At 69.5% G+C, this 26455-nt stretch carries 21 protein-coding genes and 1 tRNA gene; 14 read left to right on the top strand and 8 right to left on the bottom strand.

The genetic code is table 11. The features are described 5' to 3' along the window. Positions 1 to 5: 5 nt before the first annotated feature. Together HRC28_RS25035 and HRC28_RS25030 are read right to left on the bottom strand one after the other, a co-directional pair. The gene (locus HRC28_RS25035) at positions 6 to 1490 is read right to left on the bottom strand and encodes a hypothetical protein (protein WP_182378043.1); all 1485 of its coding nucleotides are present in this window, start codon (positions 1488 to 1490) and stop codon (positions 6 to 8) included. A gap of 52 nt (positions 1491 to 1542) precedes the next feature. Further along, complete coding sequence (locus tag HRC28_RS25030; RefSeq protein ID WP_182378042.1) at positions 1543 to 3027, bottom strand: M1 family metallopeptidase; 1485 nt, start codon at positions 3025 to 3027, stop codon at positions 1543 to 1545. A gap of 167 nt (positions 3028 to 3194) precedes the next feature. Here HRC28_RS25030 and HRC28_RS25025 point away from each other — a divergent pair, with 167 nt between their 5' ends. Together HRC28_RS25025 and HRC28_RS25020 are read left to right on the top strand one after the other, a co-directional pair. Then, complete coding sequence (locus HRC28_RS25025) at positions 3195 to 5780, top strand: hypothetical protein (RefSeq protein ID WP_182378041.1); 2586 nt, start codon at positions 3195 to 3197, stop codon at positions 5778 to 5780. 176 nt (positions 5781 to 5956) lie between these two features. After that, entirely contained in the window at positions 5957 to 9280 is a 3324-nt protein-coding gene (locus HRC28_RS25020; protein ID WP_182378040.1) for a (Fe-S)-binding protein, read from the top strand. A 21-nt stretch (positions 9281 to 9301) separates the two neighbouring features. On the opposite strand, the gene HRC28_RS25015 is transcribed toward HRC28_RS25020, so the two are convergent. Beyond that, a complete protein-coding gene (locus HRC28_RS25015; RefSeq protein ID WP_202033178.1) occupies positions 9302 to 10324 on the bottom strand; it encodes a type IV toxin-antitoxin system AbiEi family antitoxin domain-containing protein in 1023 nt (340 codons plus the stop codon). Between the two features lie 104 nt (positions 10325 to 10428). Between HRC28_RS25015 and HRC28_RS25010 the strand changes: the two genes are divergently transcribed. From HRC28_RS25010 to HRC28_RS24990, 6 genes are all read left to right on the top strand, one after another. Continuing rightward, positions 10429 to 10902: a SigE family RNA polymerase sigma factor gene (locus HRC28_RS25010; RefSeq protein ID WP_182378039.1), complete on the top strand. Its 474-nt coding sequence runs from the start codon at positions 10429 to 10431 to the stop codon at positions 10900 to 10902. Continuing rightward, the gene (locus HRC28_RS25005; RefSeq protein WP_182378038.1) at positions 10899 to 12287 is read left to right on the top strand and encodes a PASTA domain-containing protein; all 1389 of its coding nucleotides are present in this window, start codon (positions 10899 to 10901) and stop codon (positions 12285 to 12287) included. The genes HRC28_RS25010 and HRC28_RS25005 overlap by 4 nt, the downstream gene beginning before the upstream one ends. Positions 12288 to 12336: 49 nt before the next feature. Next, positions 12337 to 12729 (top strand): hypothetical protein, encoded by a 393-nt coding sequence (locus tag HRC28_RS25000; RefSeq protein ID WP_237111644.1) that lies wholly within the window; start codon positions 12337 to 12339, stop codon positions 12727 to 12729. 181 nt (positions 12730 to 12910) lie between these two features. Continuing rightward, positions 12911 to 13744, top strand: a complete 834-nt coding sequence (locus HRC28_RS24995) for a DUF4097 family beta strand repeat-containing protein (RefSeq protein ID WP_182378037.1) — start codon at positions 12911 to 12913, stop codon at positions 13742 to 13744. A 45-nt stretch (positions 13745 to 13789) separates the two neighbouring features. Beyond that, entirely contained in the window at positions 13790 to 13915 is a 126-nt protein-coding gene (locus HRC28_RS25720; protein WP_272902653.1) for a hypothetical protein, read from the top strand. A gap of 53 nt (positions 13916 to 13968) precedes the next feature. Then, positions 13969 to 15864, top strand: coding sequence for a CocE/NonD family hydrolase (locus HRC28_RS24990; protein ID WP_182378036.1), 1896 nt, complete (start codon positions 13969 to 13971; stop codon positions 15862 to 15864). Between the two features lies 1 nt (position 15865). On the opposite strand, the gene HRC28_RS24985 is transcribed toward HRC28_RS24990, so the two are convergent. After that, on the bottom strand, positions 15866 to 16867 hold the full coding sequence (locus HRC28_RS24985; protein ID WP_182378035.1) for a siderophore-interacting protein: 1002 nt from the start codon (positions 16865 to 16867) through the stop codon (positions 15866 to 15868). A 44-nt stretch (positions 16868 to 16911) separates the two neighbouring features. After that, a complete protein-coding gene (gene dcd / locus HRC28_RS24980; RefSeq protein WP_182378034.1) occupies positions 16912 to 17487 on the bottom strand; it encodes a dCTP deaminase in 576 nt (191 codons plus the stop codon). Positions 17488 to 17572: 85 nt separating this feature from the next. Between dcd and HRC28_RS24975 the strand changes: the two genes are divergently transcribed. The 4 genes from HRC28_RS24975 (at position 17573) to HRC28_RS24960 (ending at position 19891) form a co-directional block, all read left to right on the top strand. Further along, positions 17573 to 18346, top strand: a complete 774-nt coding sequence (locus HRC28_RS24975) for an SGNH/GDSL hydrolase family protein (RefSeq protein ID WP_182378033.1) — start codon at positions 17573 to 17575, stop codon at positions 18344 to 18346. Positions 18347 to 18374: 28 nt separating this feature from the next. Continuing rightward, positions 18375 to 18450 (top strand) — tRNA-Gly (locus tag HRC28_RS24970). A 45-nt stretch (positions 18451 to 18495) separates the two neighbouring features. Continuing rightward, a complete protein-coding gene (locus HRC28_RS24965) occupies positions 18496 to 19266 on the top strand; it encodes a DUF3592 domain-containing protein (protein ID WP_182378032.1) in 771 nt (256 codons plus the stop codon). Beyond that, positions 19259 to 19891 carry a DUF2461 domain-containing protein gene (locus HRC28_RS24960; protein ID WP_182378031.1) on the top strand — a complete coding sequence of 211 codons (633 nt, stop codon included), beginning with the start codon at positions 19259 to 19261 and terminating at the stop codon, positions 19889 to 19891. Before HRC28_RS24965 ends, HRC28_RS24960 begins: the two co-directional genes overlap by 8 nt. A 69-nt stretch (positions 19892 to 19960) precedes the next feature. Here the strand turns inward: HRC28_RS24960 and HRC28_RS24955 are convergent, their stop codons facing one another. Further along, positions 19961 to 20413: a nuclear transport factor 2 family protein gene (locus HRC28_RS24955; protein ID WP_182378030.1), complete on the bottom strand. Its 453-nt coding sequence runs from the start codon at positions 20411 to 20413 to the stop codon at positions 19961 to 19963. 117 nt (positions 20414 to 20530) lie between these two features. Here HRC28_RS24955 and HRC28_RS24950 point away from each other — a divergent pair, with 117 nt between their 5' ends. Then, the gene (locus HRC28_RS24950; RefSeq protein ID WP_182378029.1) at positions 20531 to 21208 is read left to right on the top strand and encodes a hypothetical protein; all 678 of its coding nucleotides are present in this window, start codon (positions 20531 to 20533) and stop codon (positions 21206 to 21208) included. A gap of 10 nt (positions 21209 to 21218) precedes the next feature. Here HRC28_RS24950 and HRC28_RS24945 read toward each other — a convergent pair whose 3' ends face one another. Both HRC28_RS24945 and HRC28_RS24940 read right to left on the bottom strand, forming a co-directional pair. Further along, the gene (locus HRC28_RS24945; protein WP_182378028.1) at positions 21219 to 23825 is read right to left on the bottom strand and encodes a hypothetical protein; all 2607 of its coding nucleotides are present in this window, start codon (positions 23823 to 23825) and stop codon (positions 21219 to 21221) included. Positions 23826 to 23896: 71 nt separating this feature from the next. Beyond that, positions 23897 to 24355 carry an Rrf2 family transcriptional regulator gene (locus HRC28_RS24940; RefSeq protein WP_182378027.1) on the bottom strand — a complete coding sequence of 153 codons (459 nt, stop codon included), beginning with the start codon at positions 24353 to 24355 and terminating at the stop codon, positions 23897 to 23899. Between the two features lie 206 nt (positions 24356 to 24561). On the opposite strand from HRC28_RS24940, the gene HRC28_RS24935 reads away from it, so the two are divergent. Next, on the top strand, positions 24562 to 26436 hold the full coding sequence (locus HRC28_RS24935; protein ID WP_182378026.1) for an acyl-CoA dehydrogenase: 1875 nt from the start codon (positions 24562 to 24564) through the stop codon (positions 26434 to 26436). Positions 26437 to 26455 lie beyond the last annotated feature (19 nt).

Below are 26455 nucleotides of genomic sequence, written 5' to 3'. Positions count from 1 at the left end.
GCCCCTCAGCCGTCGGCCAGACGGACCAGGCCGATCAGCGTGGCGACGTACAGCGTGCCGTCGGGGCCGAGGTAGATCGCGGCGTAGTGGTTGTTCCACTGGATGCCGGTGCCGGTGAGGCGACTCCAGGCGGTCTTGCCGGTGCGGATGTCGATCGCCGTGACGTACCAGGCGTCGAGGAGGTCGGCGCGCTTCGGCTTGGAGTAGACGTAGACGAGGCCGTTGCCGAGGGACGCCTTCGGGACCGAGGTCGGCGCGGAGGTGGGGTTGGTCCAGGCGACGTGGCAGCCGTCGTCCTCGATCATCACGCGGGAAACGCCGGGGGTCGTGGTCTTGCCGAGCAGCGTGGACTGCACGCCGGCGTACCCGTAGTTGTTCTCGATGATCAGCGAGTTCCCTGCTGCGACGAGGCTGTTCTCGGTCGTGCTGGCGCCATCCGCGAGCACGGGCACGGAGCAGTGCAGGCGATCGGTCACGCCGACGCGGCGGTCGTAGACCAGGACGTGGCTCTGCGGGTCGGCGTTGTCGGCCACCGCGATCCAGCGCTCGCCGATCAGGGTGGGGGAGGTCCCCGACCCCTGCGAGAGCATGCCGGGCTTCTTGACGCTGCCGCGGTCGTACGGGATCGCCCACGTGATGTGGGGGACGCCGTTGCTGTCGGCGTCGGCCCGATAGGTCTGGTGCGTCGTGACGAAGTAGATGCCGCCGGTCTCGTCGGTCGACACCGAGTTGAAGATGCCCTCGCCGCCGCCGAGGGCGAGTTCGTGGACCGCCCCGGTCTTGCGGTCGAGGGTGCCGATCACGCCCTGCTGACTGAACCACCAGACCCGGCCCGACCAGTCGACGCCGGTGGCGACGAGGCAGTCGCCGTCGGGCAGGTGCGCGGCCAGCGGCCACTCACGGCCTTGCACGAGTCCGCCGGCGGCGGTGACGCTGACTTCGGCGATGGAGGAGCGCGTGGTCGTGGCGTACGCCCGGTCCTGGCCGTCGAGGAAGAAGTAGGTGCCACCGCAGATGTCGGTCAGCGGGTTCGCGCCACTGGTGAAGTCGCGCTGCGAGACCCGCATCTGCGAGATCGTCTTCAGCGTCACCGGGTCGATCACCATCATGGTGAAGCCCTCGAGGCCGCCGCACAGCCCGACGATCCGGTCGTGCGAGTCGAACGCCATCGTGGCGCACTCGCGGACGCCGTACGTCGCCGACTTCACGGTGAGGGAGCGGCCGGTCGGCCCGGAGACGGCGTACGCGTCGGTGCTGTACGCGTCGTTGTGCATGCTGCTGCGGCCGTTCGGCGCGAGGAAGGGGTTCTGCGGTACCGGCGGTGCGGCCAGCGGTTGGGGCGTGACCGCGGCGCCGATGAACCTCGGCACCAGCAGGTCCGTCGGCAGCGACGGGATCGGCAGGACGTCAGCCGTCGCCGGGGCCGCGGCGAGGGTCAGGGCGAGAACGGTCGCGGCCCCCGAGGCCACCACGGAGCGGAGCATGCGCATCCCGAGAGAGTAGAACGTGTTCCACCTTTGCGGGAAGGCCCTTCGGGAAGGGTCAGCGCGACGGTGTCTGCTCGCCGAGCAGCCAGTCCTCGAAGAACGACGTGAGCTCCTCGCCCGTCTTCTCCTCGATCCAGGCCCAGTACTCCTCGCGGTCCGCGTTGCCGTTCTCCTGCGAGGCCGGCCATTCCTTGAGGACCTCGAAGAACTTCGTGTCGCCGATCTTCTCCCGTAGCTCCTGCCACATCAGCGCGGGTCCGAAGTAGATGTTGCCGTCGCCGAACTTCTTCGGGTCGTAGTCCGCCGGCGGCCCTGCGGCGTCGCGCAGCGTGGTCTCGAAGGCGGCCCACTCATCCATCTTCTGTACGACGGTGCGGCCCTCCTGCTCGGCTTCCCACATGCCCTGCAGGTACATCGCCATGCCCTCGTTCATCCACACCTCCGACCAGTCGGCGGGGGAGACGGTGTCGCCGTACCAATGGTGCGCGGCCTCGTGCACCACGACGGCCGGCGAGAGGCTGTACTCCGAGTCGCCCAGCGTGACCATGGTCTGCGTCTCCATGCCGCTTTCGTTGTTGACGACGACGATGCCGAACGTGTCGAACGGGTAGGGGCCGAGGTACTTCTCGAGCCAGTCGATCGCGTCAGGCGTGGTGGCCAGGCCCCCGGGCAGCGCCGCGCCGTCGGGGTCGGTCCAGATCTGGATCGGCACGCCGCTCTTCGACTTCAGGTCGGTGCGCTGGAAGTCTCCGAACGCCACCGTGACGAGGTACGACGACGCGGGCTCCGCGAGATGCCACGTGTTCGTCGTCCGGCCGTCGGCCTTGGTCGACGACGTGAGCACGCCGTTGGAAACGCCCTGCATCGCGTCCGGGGAGGTGAGGCTGAAGTCGTAGAACGCCTTGTCGGCCGGCTGGTCGTTCGCTGCGTACCAGGTGAAGGCGCCGTACGGCTCCTGCACGGTCCACGTCTCGTGTTCGTCGGTGATGTTCCAGCCGACGCCGGTCGCGAAGTCGGACCGCTCGCTCGGCGCGGGCGCGGGCTTCGGGACGCCGGCGTAGGACAGTTCGACGGTGTACCGCTTGCCCTTCGTGATCGGCGCGTCCACGGTCAGGTGGTAGCCGTCGATCGTGTGCTGCGCGTCCTTGCCGTCGACGGTCAGGGCCGAGATCTTCAGGTCCTGGTTGAAGTCCAGCGGGATCTGGTCGGCGTCGGCGGTCGCGCGGAAGACCAGCGTCTGCTGGCCGGTGAGCGTGTCCGCCACCGGGTCCCAGTCCAGGTCGAGGTCGTAGCTCAGGGCATCGACCAGGGGGTCGCCCACCTCCGGATAGACCGAGTCCTCCCGGGTCTCGCTCTCGGCCAGCGCCAGGTCCGTGGCGCCTGCCGGCGTCGTGCTGCTCGGCTCGGTCGGGGTCGTCAGGGTCGGTGACGGCGATGCGTCGGGGGCCTGCTTCATCTCGCCGCCGCCGTTGCAGCCGGCGAGCGCCGCGGTGAGCGCGAGCGCGGAGAGCGCGCCGAGCGCGCGCGTGGTGCTGGTCATGGAGGTCCCTTCCCCGATCCGTGCCGCCATCATGCCTGCCCGCCCCACCCCGTCTCCGGGGACGGCAAACATGAACGGGGTTCACATTTGGCGTAGCAACGGCTACGTTCGCTCGTTGGCAGTGTGAGCGCAGGCACATCCAGAGTGCCGGGGAACGGAGATCAGTCGTGATGATCGAACGACGTCGGGAGCCGGAAGCCGGCAACTCGGGGCAGCGCGTCGGGCTCGCCGTGATCGCCGCCCTCGCCGTGATCGGGACGGCCCTCGCCATCCCCGTCGCCTCCGGCGGCGGTACGACGACCCTGGCCGTCGCATCGGAGCAGGCCCGGTCCGACCGCGGCCTGCCCCACGACGACTCCGTGCTGCCCGCGCACGACCACAACGACCCCGCCACGAAGAACGACGTGTCCCGCGGTCTGGCCGTCGGTGACAACGTGGTCGATCCCACGACCTCGCTCGAGCGGACCGCCTCCGAGGCCTACGTCGAACGCGAGCGGGCACTCCCCGACCCTGTGCTGGTGAAGGTTCCGGCCTACCCGTCGCGCCAGGCCGTGCCGGGTGACCGCTACGCCATGGCCGGTGGGTGCTACACCTTGAAGACCGCGTCCGGGCGCTACGTCACCCGCACCGGGACGGTCCTCGGCGCCACCGCGGTCCCGCTGGCGTCCGCGGCGCGGTTCTACTTCAAGGCGACCCGGCTGGGCGGCTACCTGCTGCACACCGAGCCCGGCGAGGTGACGCTGGCGACGAACGGTTCGGTGGCGATCGCAGCCAAGCCGACCCCGGCGGCCGACTGGACGGTCACGAAGGTGGTCGGTGGCTTCCTCTTCCAGATCGCGGCCGACAAGCAACTCACGGTCGTGTCCGGCGGCAAGCTCGCCGGGAGCAGCGCCGGCACGCCCTTCCAATTGGCCCTCGCGACCGGCTGCCCGGCGTACCCGGAGGCGGGCATCAACATCTCCGGCGACCCGTTCGCAGGCGCGTCGTCGTACCAGGAAGTGCGCGGGTTCGTGGACGCCCACACCCACGGCATGGCCTTCGAGTTCCTCGGCGGCAAGGTGCACTGTGGCCGCCCCTGGCACCAGTACGGAGCGCCGTACGCCCTGGTCGACTGCCCCGACCACACCGCCACCGGCGGCAACGGAGCGCTGCTCGAAGCGGTGCTGTCCGGGAAGGCGTCCCATGACCCGGTGGGCTGGCCGACCTTCAAGGACTGGCCGGCGCCGGAGTCGCTGACCCACGAGGGCACGTACTACCGCTGGCTGGAGCGGGCCTGGCGCGGCGGCCAGCGGTTGTTCGTCAACCTGCTCGTCGAGAACAACAAGCTGTGCCAGCTCTATCCGCTCAAGAAGAACTCCTGCGACGACATGGACTCGATCCGGCTGCAGGCCGCCGACATGGTGACCATGCAGTCCTACATCGACGCCCAGTTCGGTGGCCCGGGCAAGGGCTTCTACCGGATCGTGAAGGACCCGTTCGCGGCGCGGAGTGTCATCAACTCCGGGAAGATGGCCGTGGTGATGGGGATCGAGACCTCCATCCCGTTCGGCTGCACCTACAAGAAGTTGCTTGGCAAGGACTTCCCCGCGTGTACGACGGCGGAGATCGACGCGAACCTCAACGAGATGCACGCGCTGGGTGTTCGCCAAATGGAGCTGGTCAACAAGTTCGACAACGCGCTCGCCGGAGTGGCCGGAGACGCCGGCGAGGTGGGCGTCGTCGTCAACGCCGCCAACTTCCTCGAGACCGGGTCGTTCTGGGCGATGGAGCACTGCGAGCCCGCGGACGGGGAGTCCGCCGACAACCCGCAGATCACGCTGCCCGACATCACCGCCGGCCAGCAGGACGCGCTGTTCGGCGCGATCGGCCAACTCCTCGGCGTCCTGCCGGCGCTCCCGCTGTATCCCCAGCCAGCGCACTGCAACAAGCGCGGCCTGACGGACCTGGGCGTGCACACGATCAAGGGCCTGGCCCAGCGGCAGATGGTGTTCGACCCCGACCACCTCTCCGTGAAGGCGCGGGCGGCGTCGATGGACGTGATCGAGGAACTCCGCTACCCGGGCGTGATCTCCAGCCACTCGTGGTCCACGCCCGACACCTACCCGCGGATCTACAAGGCCGGCGGCTTCATCACGCCGTACGCGGGCGACTCGACCGGCTTCGTCGAGAAGTGGCGCCGCCACCTCGGCTGGGCGGACCCGCGCTACTACTTCGGCTTCGGTTTCGGGGCGGACATCAACGGCCTCGGTGCGCAGGGCAACCCGCGCGGCGCCGGCGTGACCAACCCGGTCCGCTACCCGTTCACGGGCCTCGGCGGGGTGAGCATCGGCAAGCAGCAGGCCGGCCAGCGCACCTGGGACATCAACGTCGACGGTGTCGCGCAGTACGGGCTCTACCCGGACTGGGTCGAGGACCTGCGCCAGGTCGCGGAGAAGCAGCAGGCTGGCGACGGCAGCAAGATCGTCGACGACATGGCGCGCGGCGCCGAGGCGTACCTGCAGATGTGGGAGCGGACCTCCGGCATCAAGGCCGACTCGTGCCGCAACGCCGCACTGCGCCCCAGCACGAGCACGGTGCAGCAGGTGGTCAAGGTCGGGATGACGACCGGGTCGGTGTTGAAGGCCGTCGGTCAGCCCTACCAGCGCCGCGGGACGTCGTACGTCTTCTGCGCGAAGACGTCGACCCGGGCCCGGGTGCCCGTGACGGTCACCTTCTCGGCCGCCGGAAAGGTCACCGCACTCACCATCTCCTGAGGCGATCGTCACGTCCCGGGGCAAGTTACCGACCGGTAAGATGCTGGGCGCGAGCCTGTTGCGGGCGGCGCGGGTAAGGGTTGCCTTTCATCCGCGAAACCGGCCGGTGGCAATAGGCTCGACGCGCGCACTCGTGTGCGCACGCTGAGCCCCCTGTGGACGAGGAGCTGTTCGAGATGTCCTTCCAGACCATTGCGATCGTGGTGTCACTGGCGGTCTCGGTCGTCGCGATTGCGCTGACCACCCGTGCCGTTCGCTCGATGCTCGGCGTGATCCGCCGCGGCCAGCCGGCTCCTGGCCGGATGGGCAACCCCGTCGGCCGCACGGTGACCATGGTCAAGGAGACGTTCCTCCACACGCGGATGCTCCAGTGGACCTGGGTCGGCATCCTGCACTGGTTCGCGTTCGCCGCGTTCCTCTTCCTCTCCACTGCGGTTGCCGCGGCCTTCCCGCAGCTGTGGGATCCCGAGTGGACGATCCCGATCATCGGCAAGTGGGTCGTCTACGAATGGACCGCCGAGATCCTCGGCCTCCTCGGTGCGCTCGCGATCATCCCGCTGATCTACTACCGGCTCACCCACCTGCCCTCGAAGCTCGGCCGCAAGAGCCGGTTCTTCGGCTCCACCATGTGGCAGGCCTTCTTCGTCGAGGCGATGGTGCTCCTGGAGAGCGCCGCGATCCTGTTCATCCGCGGTGCCGAGTACAACCTCGCCCAGGCCCACGGCGGCGAGCACGCCGAGCACGCGACCGGTGCCCACTTCCCGATCTCGCAGTACGTCGGCAACCTCTACCCGACCGGCCACGACTCCATCGGGTCGCTCGAGAACATCATCTTCGCCATCGCGATGTTCAAGATCACCTCCGCGATGATCTGGCTGATCGTCATCTCGACCAACCTGACCATGGGCGTGGCCTGGCACCGCTTCACCGCCTGGTTCAACATCTGGTTCAAGCGTGAGGACGACGGCAGCACCGCGCTCGGAGCCGTCAAGCCGCTGACCGTCGGCGGCAAGCCGATCACCCTCGACGACGTCGATGACCTCGATGAGGACGCCGTCCTCGGCGCCGGCTCCATCTGGGACTTCTCCTGGAAGGACCTGCTCGACTTCACCACCTGTACCGAGTGTGGTCGCTGCCAGTCGCAGTGCCCCGCGTGGAACACCGAGAAGCCGCTCTCGCCCAAGCTGATGATGATGGCCCTGCGCGAGCAGGCGTACGCCGCTGCCGGTGGCGTCGACGGTGCGGCCGACAAGGTGCTCATCGGCAACGCCGACGCCGACAAGGGCGAGTGGTTCTACAACCCCGAGGGTGGCGACTTCGTCATCGACGAGGACGCGCTGTGGGGCTGCACCAACTGCGGTGCCTGCGTCCAGCAGTGCCCTGTGGACATCGAGCACGTCGACCACATCGTCGACATGCGCCGCTATCAGGTGCTCGTCGAGTCGAACTTCCCCTCCGAGCTCAACGGCCTCTTCAAGGGCCTGGAGAACAAGGGCAACCCGTGGAACATGTCGCCCACGGTCCGCCTCGACTGGGCCAAGGGCCTGCCGTTCGACGTCAAGGTCGTCGGTGACTCGATCGAGACGCTCGACGAGGTCGACTGGCTGTTCTGGGTCGGCTGCGCCGGTGCCTACGAAGACCGTGCGAAGAAGACGACCCGCGCCGTGGCCGAGTTGCTCGACCTCGCCGGCGTCTCCTTCGGCGTACTCGGCAATGGCGAGACCTGCACCGGTGACTCCGCGCGCCGCGCCGGCAACGAGTTCGTGTTCCAGGGCCTGGCCCAGCAGAACATCGAGACGCTGACCGAGGCCCGTGCGAAGAAGGTCGTCTCGACCTGCCCGCACTGCATGAACACCCTCAAGAACGAGTACCGCGAGCTCGGCATCGAGCTCGAGGTCATCCACCACACGCAGCTGCTCAACCGCCTCGTGCGCGAGGGCAAGCTGACCCCGGTGGCCGAGGGGGCCGGTGCGCACGAACGCAAGATCACCTACCACGACCCCTGCTTCCTGGGCCGCCACAACCAGGTCTACACGCCGCCGCGCGACCTCCTGGAGATCCTGCCCGGCGCCGAGTTCGCCGAGATGGAACGCAACAAGGAGAAGTCCTTCTGCTGTGGCGCCGGTGGCGCCCGCATGTGGATGGAAGAGACCATCGGTGAGCGGATCAACCTCAACCGCACCGCTGAGGCGGTCGGGACGAAGGCCGACCAGATCGCCGTCGGTTGCCCCTTCTGTCGCGTGATGATCTCCGACGGCCTCACCAAGATGCAGGCCGATGGCGAGGCTCGCGAAGAGGTCGAGGTCCTCGACGTCGCGCAAATGCTGCTCGCGTCGGTCAAGGGTGAGCAAGCCACCAAGCTCAAGCCCGGCGAAGGTACGCCGGTCAGTGCTCCCGCGGCCAAGACGTCCTCGCCGGCCGGGACCGCCATCGCCGCCGCGACCGCCGACACCGAGGTTGCTCCCGTGGCGCCTGCAGTCGAGGCCGCTCCCGAGGCCAAGGCTGCACCGGCCGGTGGCTCGATGTTCGACAACCCGGACTCGATGTTCGACACGCCTGCGCCAGCTGCCACCCCGGCTCCGGCCGCGGCCGAGCCGGAGACCAAGCCGGCTTCGGGCGGATCGCTGTTCGACGACTCGAGTTCGATGTTCGACACGCCCGCGCCGGCCGCCACCCCGGCTCCGGCCGCGGCCGAGCCGGAGACCAAGCCGGCTTCGGGCGGATCGCTGTTCGACGACTCGAGTTCGCTCTTCGACACCCCTGCTCCGGCGGCGCCCGCCGCCGCGGCACCTGCCGCTCCGGCACCTGCCGCTCCGGCGGAGGCCAAGCCGGCTCCGGCGGAGGCCAAGCCCGTCGCGGACCTGGGCGCGGGTGGGTCATTGTTCGACGTCGCTCCGACGGAGACCGCTGCACCTGCGGCACCTGAGGCCGCCGCGGAGGCACCGAAGGCCGCTGAACCGGCCAAGGCCGCCGAGCCTGCTGCTCCCGCGACGCCCGCTGCTGCACCGACGCCGTCGGCGGAGATCCCGTCCGGTGGGTCGCTGTTCGACATCGCAGCACCCGAGCCCGCCCCGGCTGCTGCCGCCCCGACCCCCGTGGTCGAGGAGAAGGCTGCCGAGCCCGAGCCCGCCCCGGCGCCGGTGGTCGAGGAGCCCAAGGCAGCCGCGCCCGCGGCGCCCGCTGCTGCACCGACGCCGTCGGCGGAGATCCCCTCGGGTGGGTCGCTGTTCGACATCGTGGCTCCGGAGCCGGCTGCCCCGGCAGCGACGCCGGCCCCCGTGGCTGCTCCGGTCGAGGCCGAGCCGGTTGCCGCGGCCGAGCCGGTTGTCGAGGCTGAGCCCGAAGCAGCCGAGCCTGCTGCCGAGGAGCCTGCTGCCGAAGAGCTTGTTGCGGAGGAGAAGCCCGCCCCGGCGGCGCCTCCGGCCGCGTCGTCCGGCGAGGCCAACCAGCCCCGCACCGACGTGGACATCAACGAGACGGGTTCGCTCTTCGATCTCTGATCGGTATTGGGGAACTTCTGATCAGCCTGCTTGATCAGAAGTTCCCCAATCTGGTTTTTGGCAGTCTGGGCACGGAGTCGCGGAACCGGCCCACCCCCTGAGTTGCAGAAGCCGACCGAGCTTCGCGGCCGTCCTGCAAGGCCGCCCGAGCACCTGCCCGTACCCGAGCCGCACGGTGTCCTCGAGGTCGAGCGCCGCGTCGAGGTCGCGCTCCATGTCCCGATCGCGCGCAGCGGTCGAGTCGTGCCAGAGACGTCCGTCGAGTTCGACGATCTGACGCCAGCGGGGTCGAGCCCCGCCATACACGACGTCCCGGAACATCCGGCGCCCGCCGGCATCGAGTGCGACGACCTGCCGAAGGCCGCGCGGTAGTCCGTGCGGCTGCTCGACCCGCGTGAGATAGGCGTGTTCGAGCACCGAGCAGGAGCCCTCGGCCACGTCGCGGACGATGCCTGAGAGCCAGACCCGCCGAGCGAGACGGGGTGTCCGCTCCATGGCGGCGAGGAGTCGCGTCGCCGTGGTTCGCCGGCCTCCGCACGCGTCCGCGATGACGGCGATCGCAGCGAGGTCGTCGCGAGCAGCGTCGGCGATCGTGATGATCGCTTCGTCGTACCGGACCCTGGGTGGACTCAGGTTCCACTGGATGATCGGCTCGAACCCGCGCGCCCGGGTGACCGTCACGCCGTCGGGTGCCCGTGCCTTGCGCCGATGCGCGACGACGATCTCAATGGGTGCATCGGTGCTGCCTGCTCGGCGCCCCGGGCCCTCGTGGGCTCGGCGGGCCGACTCGCCCGACAACGCCGCGGGCCAGCATGCGAGAACCGCCGCCCAGGCTCGCTGTTGCCAGGTCAGCGGCCCGGTGTGCAGCACATAGACGCCGTCGTGGACGGGCGTCCACTCGCGCCTGCGCAGGCGTCGGGCGACATCGGTGGGGGTGAGCCCGCACGTCAGCGCCTGCCGTCGGCTGATCACTCCGTCCTGGCGATCCAGTAGTCCGTCGATGTTGTCCATCCCGATCAGGTCTCCCGCAGGCCCTGCGCCCACACCGCGCCTCCCGGCGCCTGTGGATGGGAGCGTGAACCGCTGGTTCGGAACCGAACGGGAGGCCTCGGCGGTCACACTGAGTGACCCCGACTCCGAGGAGCCCGATGGACTTCAGCACGTACGTCGCGCAGCGGCGCCCGCGGCTGGTGCGGACGGCCGTCCTCCTGGGCTGCCCGTCGGCCGACGCCGAGGACGTCGTGCAGAGCGCGTTGCTGAAGTGCTACCGCTCGTGGCGCAAGGTGGTCCGCGCCGATCACCCCGATGCGTACGTCCATCGCGTCCTCGTGACGACCTTGTACGACGCCCGCAACCGTCGCTGGAACGGCGAGCTGCCGACGGAGGAACTGCCGGAAACGGCAGCCGCCGACCCGGAGTGGGCCGAGGGCATCGCCGTGCGTCGGGCCCTGGGCGCGATGAGCTCTGACCACCGCGAGGTGCTCGTGCTCCGCTACTTCGCCGACCTGTCCGAACGGGACACCGCGCTGGCGCTGGGTGTCGCGCCGGGCACGGTCAAGTCCCGCACCTCCCGGGCGCTGGCTGCGCTCGCCCCGCTCGTCGCTGCCGAGGAGACGTCATGACCGACCCGATCGACGAGGGCGTGGCCCGGCGGCTCCTGGCGAATGCAGCGGCAACAGTGGAGGTGGTGGAGCACGCGCCGCTGACGCTCACGGGCATGCCCGATCCGGACGCCCTGCATCGGCGGCGCTGGGTCAGTCCGGTGGCGGCTGCGGCGGTCCTGGTGTTGGTCGTCGGCCTGACAGCGTGGGCGTTGGGCCGGCAGGCCGGTATGTCGCCAGATCCGGCTCCGCGGCCGACGGGTGATCCGGTGGAGACGGAGCACGCCTTTGAGGCCGGCCAGATGCCGTCGTACCTCGGCTTCGACCGGGCGGATGCCGTGGCCGACCTCGAGGCGCGCGGCGTCGAGGTGGACGTGGTCGAGCGCCCGACGGATTGCTCGCTGCGCGACGTCGTGGCTGGCACGAGCCCTGGCCCCGGGGCTCCGCTGCCGACGGAGAAGTGGGACTCCGTGACCGTGTGGGTGACGGCGCCGGCACGGACCGAGGGTTGCTACGACTCCTGGCTCGACGCCTGGAAGCTGCTGCGGTTCGCGCGCGGGTTGGGGCCGGCGCCGGAGTTCACAGACCAGGTCCGGCTCGCCTTCTGGGGTCCGGGGCAGAGCAACCGCAGTGTCACCGTCGACGCCGCTGACCTGACGGATCCGAAGGCCGCCGCCTGGACTGTGTGCGACGGCGCCACCTGTCACGCCGTTCCCGCGCTGCTCCGGGACCTCGCGACCCGCACGTGGACACGAGGCGGACAGGCTGTGTCGCCTGAACTGCTGGTCGTGGATGAGGAGTGTCCGGGCACGCACTCGTCCTTCATCCTGACCATCGCGGCGGGACGACCGGCCTGCCCGGGCCTGTCCGTCTTCTGGACGTACGACGGAGAAGGCCGCATCAACGTCATCTCGATGTCGCTGGAAGGCGCACCGGCCGCGTCGCCGCCGCCGATCGAGCCACCGACCGCTGGCCGGGCGCAGTCGGCCCGAGAGTTCCTCGCCTGGGCGCGGGGCAAGGACGACGTTCCCCGGTTCGCCGACCGGGTCCGCAACTTCCTCGCTGGGTTCACGTCCCCCTGGAACGACAGGCCCGAGGAGCGATTCGGCTGGGCCGGGTGCTCGGGTCTCGGGTACCCCGACTGCGGGATCGACCCGCTCGGCGCGCTGTTCCAGGAGAAGCGGGACATCGTCGTCGCAGCCGGGCCGGCGACCTGTTCGTGGCGGAGGGACACGACCCCGGCGTCGCTGCCGAAACGGTTCGCGCAGGCCGGCGACGACATCGTCCGGCTCCAGGTCAAGAATCTGGTCGGCTGTGACGACGGTGCGGTCGTCGAGTTGTGGATCCGGCCTGACGGCGAGATCTACGGCGTCCAGCTGGTGGTGCCAGCACTTCCCGCGGGTTGACGCCACGATGCCTTGACAGTGACGTCATCGTGACGTCATAGTGATGCACATGGACATCACCCCCTTCGTCGAGAGCCTTCGACGCGACCTCCTGGCCGCGGCGGACAGCGCCGGTCCCGAGGCGCGCGAGATCGCCGAACGCCTCGGCTACGCGCTCGACCCGGCCGTTCGTCTTGCCGTGATGGAGGCGATCAGCCAGGCCGCGTCGGAGATCACGGCGGCGATGTCGAGTGGCAGCGTCGACGTACGGCTCGACGGGCGCGAGCTGGACTTCGTCGTCGACGCCGGTATGCGTCCGGAGCCCCCTGCCCCGCCGCCGCCCCCGCCCCGCCGCTGCCCCCGGGCGCGGAGGACGAGGGGCTTGCTCGCGTCAGCCTCCGGCTGCCCGAGTCCCTCAAGGCCCGCGCGGACGATGCTGCTGCGCAGGCCGGCCAGTCGCTGAACACCTGGCTGGTCAGCCTGATCCGTGGCGCCACCCGCGACAACGCGATCCACGTCGACGTCGACCTGTCGAGCCTGCCCTTCGGTGGCGACTTCCCCTTCGGGGGCAAGCGCGGCAATCGCCGGATGACCGGCTGGCTCTGACCCACCACCCCTGAGCACCCCCACACGAGGAGTACGCCATGTCCGAACCCGTCACCCGCGTCTTCGACACCCCCGCACCCGTCCACCTGTACGTCGAGAACGGCTCCGGCCGCGTCGTGATCACCACCTCCGACCGCACCAGCACCGAGGTGCGCGTGCACGGCGCCCGCGCCGCCGAGGTGACGGTCCTGGAGGAGGGCGACCGGGTCAGCGTCATCGCTCCGAAGAACCGCGCCGGCTTCTTCGGTGGAGACCAGCACCTCGACATCGAGATCCACGCCGGCGAGGGCAGCCACCTGGTCGCCAAGACCGGTAGCGCCGACCTGTCCGTGTCTGGCCCGCTGGGCGACGTACGCCTCAAGAGCGGGTCCGGCGAGGCCGTGCTCGACCAGGTCGACGGCGCCCTCGTCATCGACACCGGCTCCGGCAACGTCAAGATCGCCGGCGCCTCCGGGGACCTCAAGATCCGCAGCGGCTCCGGAGACGTGGCGCTGAACCGGAGCGGTGGGTCGGCGTCGATCTCGACCGGATCCGGCGACATCCGGATCGCCCACGCCCGCGGGCCGGTCGTCGTGAAGACCGGCTCCGGTGACCTCGAGATCGGTGAGGCCGAGTCCGATGTCGCGAGTACGACGGCCTCGGGTGATGTCCTGGTCCGGGCCGCGCGCCGCGGCAAGATCACCGCCAAGGGTGCGTCCGGTGACATCTGCGTCGGCGTACCCGCCGGCACGCCGGTGTGGACCGACGTCAGCACCCTGAGCGGCCGGATCACCTCCACGCTGCAGGCCGTCGGCGAACCCGAGCCGGGCGTCGAGCACCTGGAACTGCGTGCCACGACGATGTCGGGCGACATCGCCCTCATCCCTGCCTGACCCCAGTCCCCACCCCAGTCCCCACCGTACGAGAGGAGGAACGCAATGTTCGAGATGCTCACCGAGACCCGGGTCCGTCAGGACCTCGACGACCGCATGCGCAAGGCTCGTCAACGCCGCCTCGTGGCCCGCGTGAAGACCGCTCGCCGGAAGCCCGACCGCCTGGCGTGACGACAGTCACGGGTCCCTCGTTGTCCCCTGCAGATCCAGGAGAGGGACCCCCCATGACTTCAGCGCTGCCCCGCGTTGCCGCGGCCGCACTCACCGCCGTACTCGCCGCTGCCACCCTGCTGCCGGCGGGTACGGCGACAGGCGCTTCCGCCCAGCCGACGGACCGCCTCGCCGCGGCACCGCTGCCGCAGGTCGCGCCGACGCCGTGGAAGCCGCGGCCTGAGCAGTACAAGGCCACCGTCACCACTCGGGACATCCCGATCGTGATGGACGACGGCGTCGTCCTGCGCGGTGACCTGGTCCGACCGGCCGTGCTCGGCCAGCCGGTCCTCACGAAGCTGCCCGTGATTGTCACGATCACGGCGTACAACAAGACCGTCATGGCGTCGGGTGGTGGCGGCCTCGCCGGCTCCGGACCCGACTACCTCGTCAAGCGCGGCTACGCGCAGTTGACCGTCGACGCCCGTGGCACCGGTTCCTCGCAGGGCCAGTGGGGAGCGTTCTCGGCCCGTGAGGGCAAGGACGCGGGCGCGATCATGAACTGGGCGGCCCGTCAGCCCTGGAGCAACGGCAAGACCGGCATGACCGGGCCGTCGTACATGGGTATCTCGCAGTTGTTCGCGGCCGCGAACCAGCCCACGGGACTCAAGGCGATCTTCCCGCAGGTGCCCGCCGCCGACGTCTACCGCGACGTCGTGGCCTCGGGCGGCCAGATCGATGTCGGCTTCATTCCGCTGTGGCTGGGCCTGGTCACCGCGACCGGCGTGATCCCGCCGGCGTACGGCGCCCAGGAGCCCGCCGCGGGCTTCAAGATGGCGACCGACCACCTGATGGGTGGCCTCAACTTCACGCTCCCGCTCGCGGTCAAGGCGGTCCTCGGCGGCGAGTCGGCGTACGACGGCCCGTTCTACCGCGAGCGTTCACCGATCTCGATCATCGACAAGGTGAAGGTGCCGACATTCCTGATCGGCGGCGAGTATGACCTGTTCCAGCGCGGGACGCCGCTCGACTTCGAGCGGCTCCAGAAGAACGGCGTGCCGACCAAGTTCATCCTCGGTCCGTGGGACCACCTGCAGGGTTCGTCGGGCGCCGAGGTCGCGAAGGCCGGCTACGGCACCCTCGCCGAACTCCAGTTGCGCTGGTTCGACCACTACATCAAGGGGATCGACGGCAAGCTCGACGCGATCGCCCCGCTCACCTACTTCGAACAGGGTTCCGGCGCCTGGGTGAAGAAGAGCAAGTGGATGGACACGGACCTCACGGCGAAGAAGTACGCCCTGTCCGGGACGTCGATGGCCGGCGGCAAGGCCGGCGCGCTCACCACGGGGACCCCGGTGGCCGGCAAGTCGATCGTCGCGCCGCTCCCGGTCACCGGGTTGTGCACCCGTTCTGCCAACCAGTGGACGGCCGGTGTCATGAACCTGTTGCTCGCCGACCTGCCCTGTTTCCACGACAACAAGCTGAACGACCTCGGCGGCCTGACCTTCGACACCGCGCCGGTGACCAAGGCGGTGCGGATCCAGGGTCCGATCAATGCGCGGCTCTACGCGTCATCGATCACCGGTGACGGGATGTTCTCGGTCGCGATCGAGGACGTCGCGCCTGACGGCAAGGTCAGTCGGCTCACCGGTGGCTGGCAGGTGATCTCGCACCGCGCGCTCGACACGAGCAGGTCCCGCTACCTGGGCGGCCAGTTGCTGCAGCCGTACCACCCGTTCACGAAGGCGGCGCAGAAGAACCTTGCCCCCAACGAGATCGCACCCATCGATGTCGAGGTGTTCCCGACCGGCGCGGTGATCCTGCCCGGCCACAAGCTGCGGATCGCGGTACAGGCGTTCGACATCCCGCACCTGCTCTCGCCGCTGACTGCGCTGCTGGGTCAGTTGGTGCCGGTGACGGTCCATACCGGCCCGACGTACCCCTCGGCGATCACGATGGCGGTGCGCTGACTCAGGAGCGCATGGAGACGCCTTCGCGCCAATAGCCCATGAAGGCGACCTGCTTGCGGTCCAGTCCGAGGTCGTTGACCAGCTTGCGACGGAGGCCGGTGACGACCTTGGACTCGCCGGCGATCCAGGCGTAGAGGCCGGCGTACGGCGCCTCGCCCGTCGGTACGGCGGTCGCCTCGGCGACCTCCTCGCCCGACGACGAGTAGATGGGGGTTTCCCACAGGTCGGGGTCGATCTCGTCCTCGGCCACGATCAGCGCCTCGTTGGGTGCCTCACCCGTCAGGTGCGCGAGTACGGCGGCGTGCAGTGCCTCGCCGCGGGCGGCGCCGTTGCGGGGGAGCCACGACACGGTGACGTCGTTCGGGGTGGTCACGTCGTTCGGCACGTCGCCGTCGACGGGCACCTCCACGAACGCGGCGCCGGTCGCGTCGGCCGGCAGGTCGCGCAGGACGCCGCGGATCGCGGGCAGCGCGGTCTCGTCGCCGACGAGGAGCAGGCGGGTCGCCTGGCCGGGGGACCACTCGATGCCGCCGAAGTCGTGGCCCCGGCGCGGCGCCATCACGATGAGTCGCTGGCCGACCGCAGCCTGCTGGGCCCACGCGTTGCCGGCGCCGTCGAGGGCGTCACCGTGCGCGCCGTCGTGGGCGCCGTCGTGGGCGTGGGTCACGATGTCGACGACGAAGCGGGTGTCCTCGCCCGACCCGACCACGTCGCGGATCGTGTAGGTCCGCATCGACCCGCGCTCGTCCTCGGGGATCTCCATCCAGCTGGTCCACCAGGACTCGTCGGCCGCGGTGAAGTCCGGCAGGTTGCCGGCGGAGTTGGGGAAGATGACCTTGATCCGCTGGTCGAAGACCGGTCCGTCGACGCCGAACTCGCCGAGCGCAGCACCGCCCAGTTCGACCCGAACGAACGACGGGGACACCCGTTTGGCGCTGCGCACCTCGACCTCCGTGAGCAACAGCGGGAGGGTGGCGACGTACTCGTTCTGATCGGTGGACATAAGGGCAGCCTAACCTGACTGCCGCGGTCCGTCGAAGCGGGCGGTCAGATCTTGGTGCGGTGGAAGCTCTGGAACGAGCGCGACGGGGTCGGGCCGCGCTGGCCCTGGTAGCGGGACCCATACTTCTCGGAGCCGTAGGGGTGCTCGGCGGCCGAGGAGAGGCGGAAGAAGCAGACCTGGCCGATCTTCATACCGGGCCACAACTTGATCGGCAGGTTGGCGACGTTCGCGAGCTCGAGGGTCACATGACCCGAGAAGCCGGGGTCGATGAAGCCGGCCGTCGAGTGCGTCAGCAGGCCGAGGCGGCCGAGCGAGGACTTGCCCTCGAGGCGCGCGGCGACGTCGTCGGGGAGCGTGACGACCTCGTAGGTCGAGCCGAGCACGAACTCGCCCGGGTGCAGGATGAACGGCTCGTCGCCGATCGGCTCGATCTCGCGCGTCAGGTCCGACTGGTCCTCGGCGGGGTCGATGTGCGGGTAGCGGTGGTTCTCGAACACCCGGAAGAACCGGTCGAGCCGCACGTCGACGGACGACGGTTGCAGCATCGAGGGGTCGTAGGGGTCCAGGGCGATTCGGCCGGCGTCGAGTTCTGCCGAGATGTCGCGGTCGCTGAGCAGCACGACGGCACCTTACCCGCAGGAGGGCCTGACCCTTCTCGTCCTTCGGCCTTTGGGCTGATCAGGTCCTCCGACGCACAATGGCTCGGTGACTTTCCAGAAGTACGTCGCCCTCGGCGACTCGTTCACCGAAGGCGTCGGTGACCCCGACGACACCCGTCCCAACGGCCTGCGCGGCTGGGCGGACCGCACGGCCGAGGTGCTCGCGGCCGATGCCGCCGCGGCCGGTGCCGACTTCGGCTACGCCAACCTCGCGATCCGCGGCCGCAAGCTGCCCGCGATCGTCGCCGAGCAGGTCGATGAAGCACTCGCCCTGGGGCCCGATCTCGTCACGATCCACGGGGGCGGCAACGACGTACTCCGGCCCAAGGTCGACCTCGATGCCCTCGCGGCCGATTACAACGCAGCCGTCGCGCGCCTGAAGGCCTCGGGCGCGCACGTCGTCATGTTCACCATCGCCGACCCGCGCGACAGTGGCGTGTTCAAGTTGATGCGCGGCCGGTTCGCGATCTTCAACGAGTGGGTGCGCGAGATCGCCGAGAGCCACGACGCCACGGTCGTCGACATGTGGCGGATGCGCGGCTGGGCGCACGCCGAGGTCTTCGACGAGGATCGCCTGCACCTCAACCCCGTCGGTCACCAACAGATCGCGATGGCGGTGCTGGACGCGCTGCGGATCCCGCACACCCTCGAGCCGCTCGCGCCGATCGAACTGCCGGTGCTGTCCTCGCGGGAACAGCGGCAGGCCAACCTCGCCTGGGCCCGCACCCACGTCGCGCCCTGGGTGCACCGCCGCGTCACGGGCCGATCGTCCGGCGACACCGTCGAACCGAAGCGTCCCGCCCTCGCGCCCATCGGGTAGCATCCTCCACGCTCGGGCGACCGGGCATGCGGACGTAGCTCAGTTGGTAGAGCGCGACCTTCCCAAGGTCGATGTCGCGAGTTCGAATCTCGTCGTCCGCTCCACGTTCGCCCCACTGCTCCTCGCGTTCTTCGGGTTAGATGTCTCCCATGTCCGAACCGGGACCTCCCCCCTTCACGTTCGAACCGCGCCCCTTTCGGCCCTTCTGGGTCGTGACGGCGCAGTTGCTGCTGCTGGTCGGTGGCGTGGCCGCGGGCTACGGCATCGGGTGCACGGTCATCGACGGGTACGGCGACGGCCCGGCGTCGTACATCGCGGGTGACGAGGCGGGTCTGGCCACCATCGGCGGCGGCGTCGCCGCCGTGCTCGGCCTGCTGACCTGGTCGCTGATCGTGGACCAGTACCCGCTCCAGTTCGGCCTGTGGCACGCGCTGGGGACGTTCGGCCTGGCTTCCGCGCTCGGCCAGTTGTTCGCGGTGGTCGAGCTCGACGTCGAAGGCCGGTACGTCGTCGCGGCCATCATCTCGGGGGTCGTCGGAGCCGCGGCACTGCTCGTGGGCGGCGCCCGGGTTGCTGCACGTCGCAAGAGGTTCGCGCACGAGGTGGCGCTGATCGCGCGGGGCGTGCCGGTCGACGCGACCGTCGTCGATCCCGGTTGGGAGCCGGACGACTTCGACGAGGCGAGCAACGTGATCACCACCAGCACGTTCCGCTACGTGGGGGCGGACGGGACGTCGTACGTCGTGCGTCGGCGGGTGACGATCCCGTCGCGTGCCCCGATCGAGAAGGGGCAGCACACGACGGTCTGGTACGACCCCGACGACCCGCTGAACGACAAGGCCATCGTCGTCGGCATCCAGCACGCGCTGCGCTGGAACGTCCCGGTCCCCGTCCCTGGCAGGGCTGCCCGGCATGGCTGAGTTCACCGGCTTCCCCGAAGCTGCCCTCGACTTCTATGACGACCTCGAGGTCGACAACACGAAGTCCTTCTGGGAGGCGCACAAGGACGTCTACGCGACCGAGGTGAAGGCGCCGATGGTGGCGCTGACCGATGCGCTCGCGCAGGAGTTCGGCGCGGCCAAGGTGTTCCGCCCGTACCGCGACGTCCGCTTCGCCAAGGACAAGACGCCGTACAAGAACCACCAGGGTGCGTTCGTCGGCGTCGGCCCCGCGACGGGTTGGTACGTCGAGGTGGCCGCGCCGGGCGTGCGGGTCGGTGGCGGGGTCTACGAGATGGCGGGGGAGCGGCTGGCCGCGATGCGCGAAGCGATGGCCGACGACAAGACCGGTCCGGCCCTGGCGCGGATCCTGGGCGACCTCGAGCGGGGCGGCTTCGGGATCGCGGGCGACCGATTGAAGACCGTGCCGCGCGGCTACGACAAGGAGCACCCGCGGATCGACCTGCTGCGGATGAAGACCGTCCTCGGCATGCGGGAGTACGGCTTCGAACCGTTCATCCACACCGCCGACCTGCTCGACCGGGTGCGTGAGGACTGGCGCCGGCTGCGTCCGCTGGTCAACTGGATCGCGGAGGCCACGGCCTGACGCACCAGCCGAATTTGTCGTCCCGCGACGGGAGTCGCGACAAATTTGGTTGGTACGACGCCGTCAGGTTCAGGCCGAGGTGAAACTGGCCATCGTGCGGTCGGGCTCCCAGAACGCCTTCATCGACTTCACGCGGCCGTCGTCGTGGATGACGTAGACCATGATCAGGTCGGTCACTGCGGACGAGCCGTCCGGGAACGTCGTCCGGATCTGGCCGATGTTGGCGCAGGTGTTGCTGCCCGGGTTCGCGAACGAGTCGCTGATCGTGAACTCGAACTTCGCGATGGACGCGATCGCCTTGTCCCAGAAGGCCGAGATGCCGGCGTGGCCGCGGTGACCCGCGCCCTCGGGGTCGAACATCGACGGACCGACGGGGTCCTCGATGACGGCGTCCTCGGCGTAGGCGGTCAGCCACTCGGCCAGATCGCCCTTGGCGACGGCGGAGTACGAACGCTGGGAGGCGGCGCGGGCCGGGTGCGGGTCGTTCGGCGCGTTCCAGACGATGGCGTCGGAGGTGATCATGGGAGCATCGTAGACAAAATCTAGAACGTGTTCTAGTGGCTGACCGCACATGCAGCGCACGCCCTCCGGCCACCATCGGTTCACGTCGCGCTCACCGGCCCCTGCGACCGTCAGGACATGCCCAAGAAGCACAAGGCGTGGATTCACGTCGGGATGGCAGGCACGGCCGACGCGATCGAGCCCGCCCTCGCCCACCACCACGAGGCACTCGTCGAACTCGGCGTCTCCTCGATTGCACAGACGCCCGCGGAGAGCTTCCGCGCGGCCGTTGAGCTCACCCGCTCCCACAAGGCCTGGGGCCTCAAGCGCACCGACGTCGAGGGTCAGTGGACCCGGATGGTTCGCCGCGCCCAGAAGTCCCGCGCCGACCTGGCGTTCAGCCAGCCCCTGCTCGCCACCGCCACGGCGGACCAGATCGCCCTCCTGATCGACGCCCTCGCCGGCTACCAGGTCCACGTCGTCATCACGACCGGCCTGGACGACGAGTCCGACGCGATCACGCGCTGGTCGGCCGCCGTACGCAAGCCCGAGCGGTTGCATGTCGTCGAGACCGACGGCATGGACCCGGCCCATGTCTGGAAGGCCTTCGGCAAGGTCGTCGGCTTCGGTACGGCGTCCCTGCGGCTCGACGTGGTCCCGCAGGCCGCGCCCGCGGTGCAGTCGCTGCCCGAGGCCCTGCGCGAACTGGAGAAGCTCTCGCGTCGCAATGCCTCGCTCGAGGTCCGTCTCGAGGAACTCGACCGCCGGCGCCGCAAGCTCAAGCGCAAGCTCGGCAAGCTGGACGACGTCGCCTGACGTCTGCCGGTCAGTTGACGGTGATCGTCAGCGGGTCAGCCGAGTCGTCGGCGTAGCCGGCCACCCCTGAGAGCGTCGCTGTCCAGGTGCCGCTCGCCTTCGGATAGACCCGTGCAGTGAAGGTTCCTGCCGTCGTGGTCGTCACGGTCGAGACCAGAGTGGACGTCGACCCACCCGTCGGCTGGAAGGTCACCTTCACCCGGAGTCCGGGCGCCGGAAGCGTTGCGCCCAGGTAGGTGCGGGTCACGGATCCCGTGATCGTCACCGAGCCACCGAGGACGACCGAGGCCGCTGACCTCGAAGCGGTGACGGTGGTGGTCCAGGTCCCCGACACGACGGCGCCGATGTCCGCCCGCGCGGCCGGTTGTCCGGCGGCGCCGGCATAGGCGACGTACAGGAGTCCGCTCACCTTGAGCGGAACGGACGCGGTGAAGGTGCCGTTGGCGGTCGTGGTCGCTGACCCGACCTTCACCGGCGCGCCGGTCGCAGGCGCAACGTAGACCGCGACCGGCTTGCTGGCCAGCGCCGTCACGACGCCGCCCGCATCGCGCCGCAGGGTGCCGGTGACGACCACCGCCTGCCCGTAGCCGACGTCGGTCCTGTCGACCGCCCCCGTGATCAGGGTGGCGGGAATGCGGACCGTGATCGCACCGGCCGAAGCGGTGGACGCGGTGTAGGCCGTGCTGGCGGCGAGGCTCACCGCAATGGTTCCGCTCGCGGTCGGCTTCACCACCAGTGCATAGGTGCCGTCGGCGGTGGTCTTCGCCGAACCGAGGGTGAGGACCGTCCCGGTCGCCGTGGTCAGGCGTACGGCGAGCGTGACGCCGGATGCGGCGACGGGGGTCGCGCCGACTGCGGCGGTCAGGGCGCCGGACACGGTCACCGGGTCGGCGTAGTGGATGTCGTTGTCGCTCACGCTGGCGGAGAGCGCCGTCGTACAACGGGCCGGGGCGGCGGCCAGCGCGACCTGGGCGCCCGCGGCATAGACGGTGCCGGCGGCAGTCCGCCCGCGGTAGGTCGTCGCGACGCTTGCGGTCTGGCTCTGCGTGGCCACGCCCGACGCCGCCGTGATCGGGGAGCCGGCGCTGGCGGGCGCTGTCATGGTCGCGGTCTGCTTCGTCAGCGGCACGGCCAGTCCCTTGATGGGTTGACCGCTTGCCACGTCGACGACGCGGGCGGTGAGGGGGAAGGCGGCACCGGTGCAGACCGACGCGCTGCCGCCAGCGGGCCACTGACCTGCAGCGCCGAGGCTCACCGTGACGGGGCGGGCGGTGCCGGTGGCGAAGGTCAGGGGACTGGTGATCACCTTGGTCGCGCCGGAGGAATCGGTGAGGGTCGCCGTCACCGTCGTGGCGGCGGAAGCGGCCGCGCCACACGCGACCTCGGTCTGCAGCGCGGTCGGCGTCGTGAACGAGCAGTCGGTCCGTGCGGACTTCCACTGCACCGACGTCACCGTCCGGCCGGCGGGCAGCGAGGGCGCCACCGACGCCTGCGTGGCCAGGCCCGGGACGGCCGGGTTGTTCACGGCGATCGTCGCTCCCAGGACCGTCGGGGCGCCGGGCGTGCCGCCGCCCGCGCCGTTGCCGCCACCGATCAGGAACCGCGAGTCGGCGGCGTTCCAGTGGCTGTCGAGATAGCTGCCTGGGTCGGGGTACGTCGAGAAGTAGTCGTCGTTGTTGCAGTCGAAGAGGTACTCCCGCTCGGCCGGGCAGATCTGCTGCATCGAGAACCCGCCGCCGTCGGCGTAACACATCGTGTCCGACTCGTCCCAGCAGTGACCTGCGCGCGTGCCGTGCGGTGCGGTGCTCATGACACCGCCCAGGGTGTGCAGGAGCTCGTGGGCCTCCACGGAGTGCTGGGCGGCACCGTCGCCGAAGCCCCAACAACCCGAGTCCGTTCGGGCGTACTGCGCGTAGCTGCCGTTGTTCGGGTTGGCCTGCGTGTCACTGTCGTTGGGATACATCGAGGCCACGCCGCAGAGCACGGTGGCGTCGGTCCACATGAGGTACTTGCGGCTCGGGTCGGTGTAGCCGAGCGCCTGGATCGCCGAGATGCTGGAGTTGAACGACGACAGTGCTCCCGCCGGGACGGTGACGTTGAGGACCCGAGCGACACAGGTGCCGCCGGACGGGTCGGTCACGAACCGGACTTGTCGTACGCCGCCGGTCAGCGCCGCCGATCGGTTGACGACGTCGTCGACCCCTGCGGCCCACAGCTGGAAGCTCGACTGGAGTGCCGCAAAGCGGTTGGTGCGGCCGGCCTCGACGACGTACATCGCCTGGACGCGGTAGCCGGCGACACCGTCGCCCTCGCACGTCACGGCCGGGCTGGACGCAGCGACCGCGCTGGGGGCGGGGACGCCGAGCTCCTCGGCAGCGGCGTACGCGCCCTCGCTCCCGCCCTCGCGGGTGCGCAGTTCGGCCGTCGTGACCGGTTCGGTCGGGTCGACCCCCGGAGGTGCCTCGTCGCCGTGCTGACAGGCGCCCGGCAGCGTCCAGCTCAGGTCGCTGCCCGTGCCACAGCGCGCCGCGACGGTGACGGTGTCCGGCAACCCGATGACCGCCGGCGTGACGACAGCGACAGCAAGGGCGAGGGCGACGAACACACGGCGGACCATGTGCGTCCGATTGGCCCCGCGGTCACCCGCCTGAGCGAATGAGCCTCAACTCAGGCCGGGGGTCCCAGAACTCAATGCGGTTGCCAGGCGTCTTCGTCGGCGGTGCGGGACGTGACGGCTTCCGGCAGTACGCCGTCGGCGAGTTGCTGGATCGACACGTCCTCGAAGACCTCGCGCAGGGCGCGGCGGGCGGCGATCCAGACGTGCTGGAGGACCTCGGCCGACTCGTTGTAGTTCACGGCTTCGGGGCGCAGGCCGTAGACGGAGACGAGCGGTCCGTCGACGGCGCGGATCACGTCGGCGACCGAGACTGTGTCGGCCTCGCGGGCCATCCGCCAGCCGCCGGACTGGCCGCGCTGCGACATCACGATGCTGGCGCGTCGGAGGTCGGCGAGGATTGCCTGGAGGAACCCGTGGGGGATGTCCTGCAGGCGGCCGAGTTCTTCGGCGCTGACTGCCCGCCCGTCGGATCGCGAGGCCATCGCAATCAGGGCGCGCAGGGCGTAGTCGGACTTCGCGGAGACGCGCATGGACCCAAGTGTGTCAGATTGCTCGATCGATTCACTCGACCTAGTGGTCTGTGCCTGGTCAGTGCGTAGTTCGGGAGTAGTTCGCGACTGGTTCGTTGGTGTGAGGCAGAACCACCCGCCCCGTGCTTGCCCGCAGCAAGCACCCCCCGTATCATTAAGTTACTGACGAGTAGCACTCTTCACTTCGAGCTAGAAACGGTGGGACAGTGAGCCACTACAAGAGCAACCTCCGCGACATCGAGTTCAACCTGTTTGAGCTCTTCAAGGTCCAGGAGTACCTCGGGACCGGCATCTACGAAGAGATGGACGCCGACACCGCACGCGAGATCCTCAGCGAGGTCGAGCGCATCGCCCGCGAGGACCTCGCGGCGTCGTACGTCGACTCGGACCGGAACCCGCCGGTGTTCGACCCCAAGACCAACACCGCGCCCGTGCCGGCGTCGTTCAAGAAGTCGTATGACACCTGGATGGAGTCCGGCTTCTGGGGCCTCGGCCTGCCGGAGGCGATCGGTGGCACCACCGCTCCGCCGTCGCTCGTGTGGGCGACCGGCGAGATGGTCCTCGGTGCGCAGGCCCCGATCTGGATGTACTGCACCGGCCCGTCGATGGGTTCGGTCGTCTACAAGAACGCCAACGGTGTGGCCCGCGACGTGCGGATCGCCGAGATCATGGTCGAGCGCCTGTGGGGCGCCACGATGGTCCTCACCGAGCCCGACGCGGGCTCTGACGTGGGTGCGGGCAAGACGTTCGCGACGCCCAACGAGGACGGCTCCTGGAACATCTCCGGCGTCAAGCGCTTCATCACCAGCGCCGAGTCGGACCTGCAGGAGAACATCATGCACCTGGTCCTCGCCCGCCCGAAGGGCGTCGAGGGCGTCGGTGGTCCGGGCACCAAGGGCCTCTCGCTCTTCCTGGTCCCGAAGTACCACTTCGACCACCAGACCGGTGAGCTGACCGGCGAGCGCAACGGCGTCTACGTCACCAACGTCGAGCACAAGATGGGCATCAAGGTGTCCAACACCTGCGAGCTCACCTTCGGCGACGCGCAGGTCGGCGGCGGCGAAGCTGCCCAGGGCTGGCTGCTCGGCGAGGTCCACGACGGCATCCGCCAGATGTTCGACGTCATCGAGAACGCCCGCATGATGGTCGGCACCAAGGCCATCGCGACCCTCTCGACCGGCTACCTCAACGCACTCGAGTACGCCAAGACGCGTGTCCAGGGCGCCGACCTGACCCAGGCCGCCGACAAGGCCGCGCCGCGGGTCACGATCACCCACCACCCGGACGTCCGCCGCTCGCTGATCACCCAGAAGTCGTTCGCCGAGGCGATGCGGTCGCTGGTGATCTACACGTCGACCTGGCAGGACAAGGTCGCCATCGCGAAGGCGTCCGGCGAGCACGACAAGCTGGCCGAGGCGGTCAACGACCTGCTGCTCCCGATCGTCAAGGGCTACGGCTCGGAGCGTTCGTGGGTGCTGCTCGGCACCGAGTCGCTGCAGACCTTCGGTGGTTCGGGCTTCCTGCAGGAGTACCCGATCGAGCAGTACGTCCGCGACGCGAAGATCGACACGCTCTACGAAGGCACCACCGCCATCCAGGGCCAGGACTTCTTCTTCCGCAAGATCGTCAAGGACCAGGGCAAGGCGCTCGGTCACCTCGCCAACGAGATCAAGGCGTTCGTGGAGACCGAGGCCGGCAACGGTCGTCTCAAGAACGAGCGTGCGCTCCTCGCGACCGCGCTCGACGACGCCAACAGCCTCGTCGGTCTGATGATCAACGACCTGATGTCCTCGGACGTCAACTCCGGTGGCGACCTGCGCAACATCTACAAGGTCGGCCTCAACACCACGCGCATCCTGATGGCGCTCGGTGACGTGGTCTGCGCCTGGCTGCTGCTCCGCGGCGCCGAGGTGGCGCTGGAGAAGCTGGACGCTGCCGGTGGCGACAAGGCCTACTACGAGGGCAAGGTCGCTGCCGCCCAGTGGTTCGCGCAGCTCAACCTGCCGCGGATCACGGCCGAGCTCCGGATCGCCGAGGCCACCGACCTCGCGATCATGGACCTCGACGAGGCTGCGTTCTGATTCACCCCTGAAGCAACAG

The organism is Nocardioides sp. WS12 (assembly GCF_014108865.1).
Classification (GTDB): Bacteria; Actinomycetota; Actinomycetes; order Propionibacteriales; family Nocardioidaceae; genus Nocardioides.
Note: the sequence above shows the minus strand (reverse complement) of the source record. Positions and strands in the feature narration are given on the sequence as shown.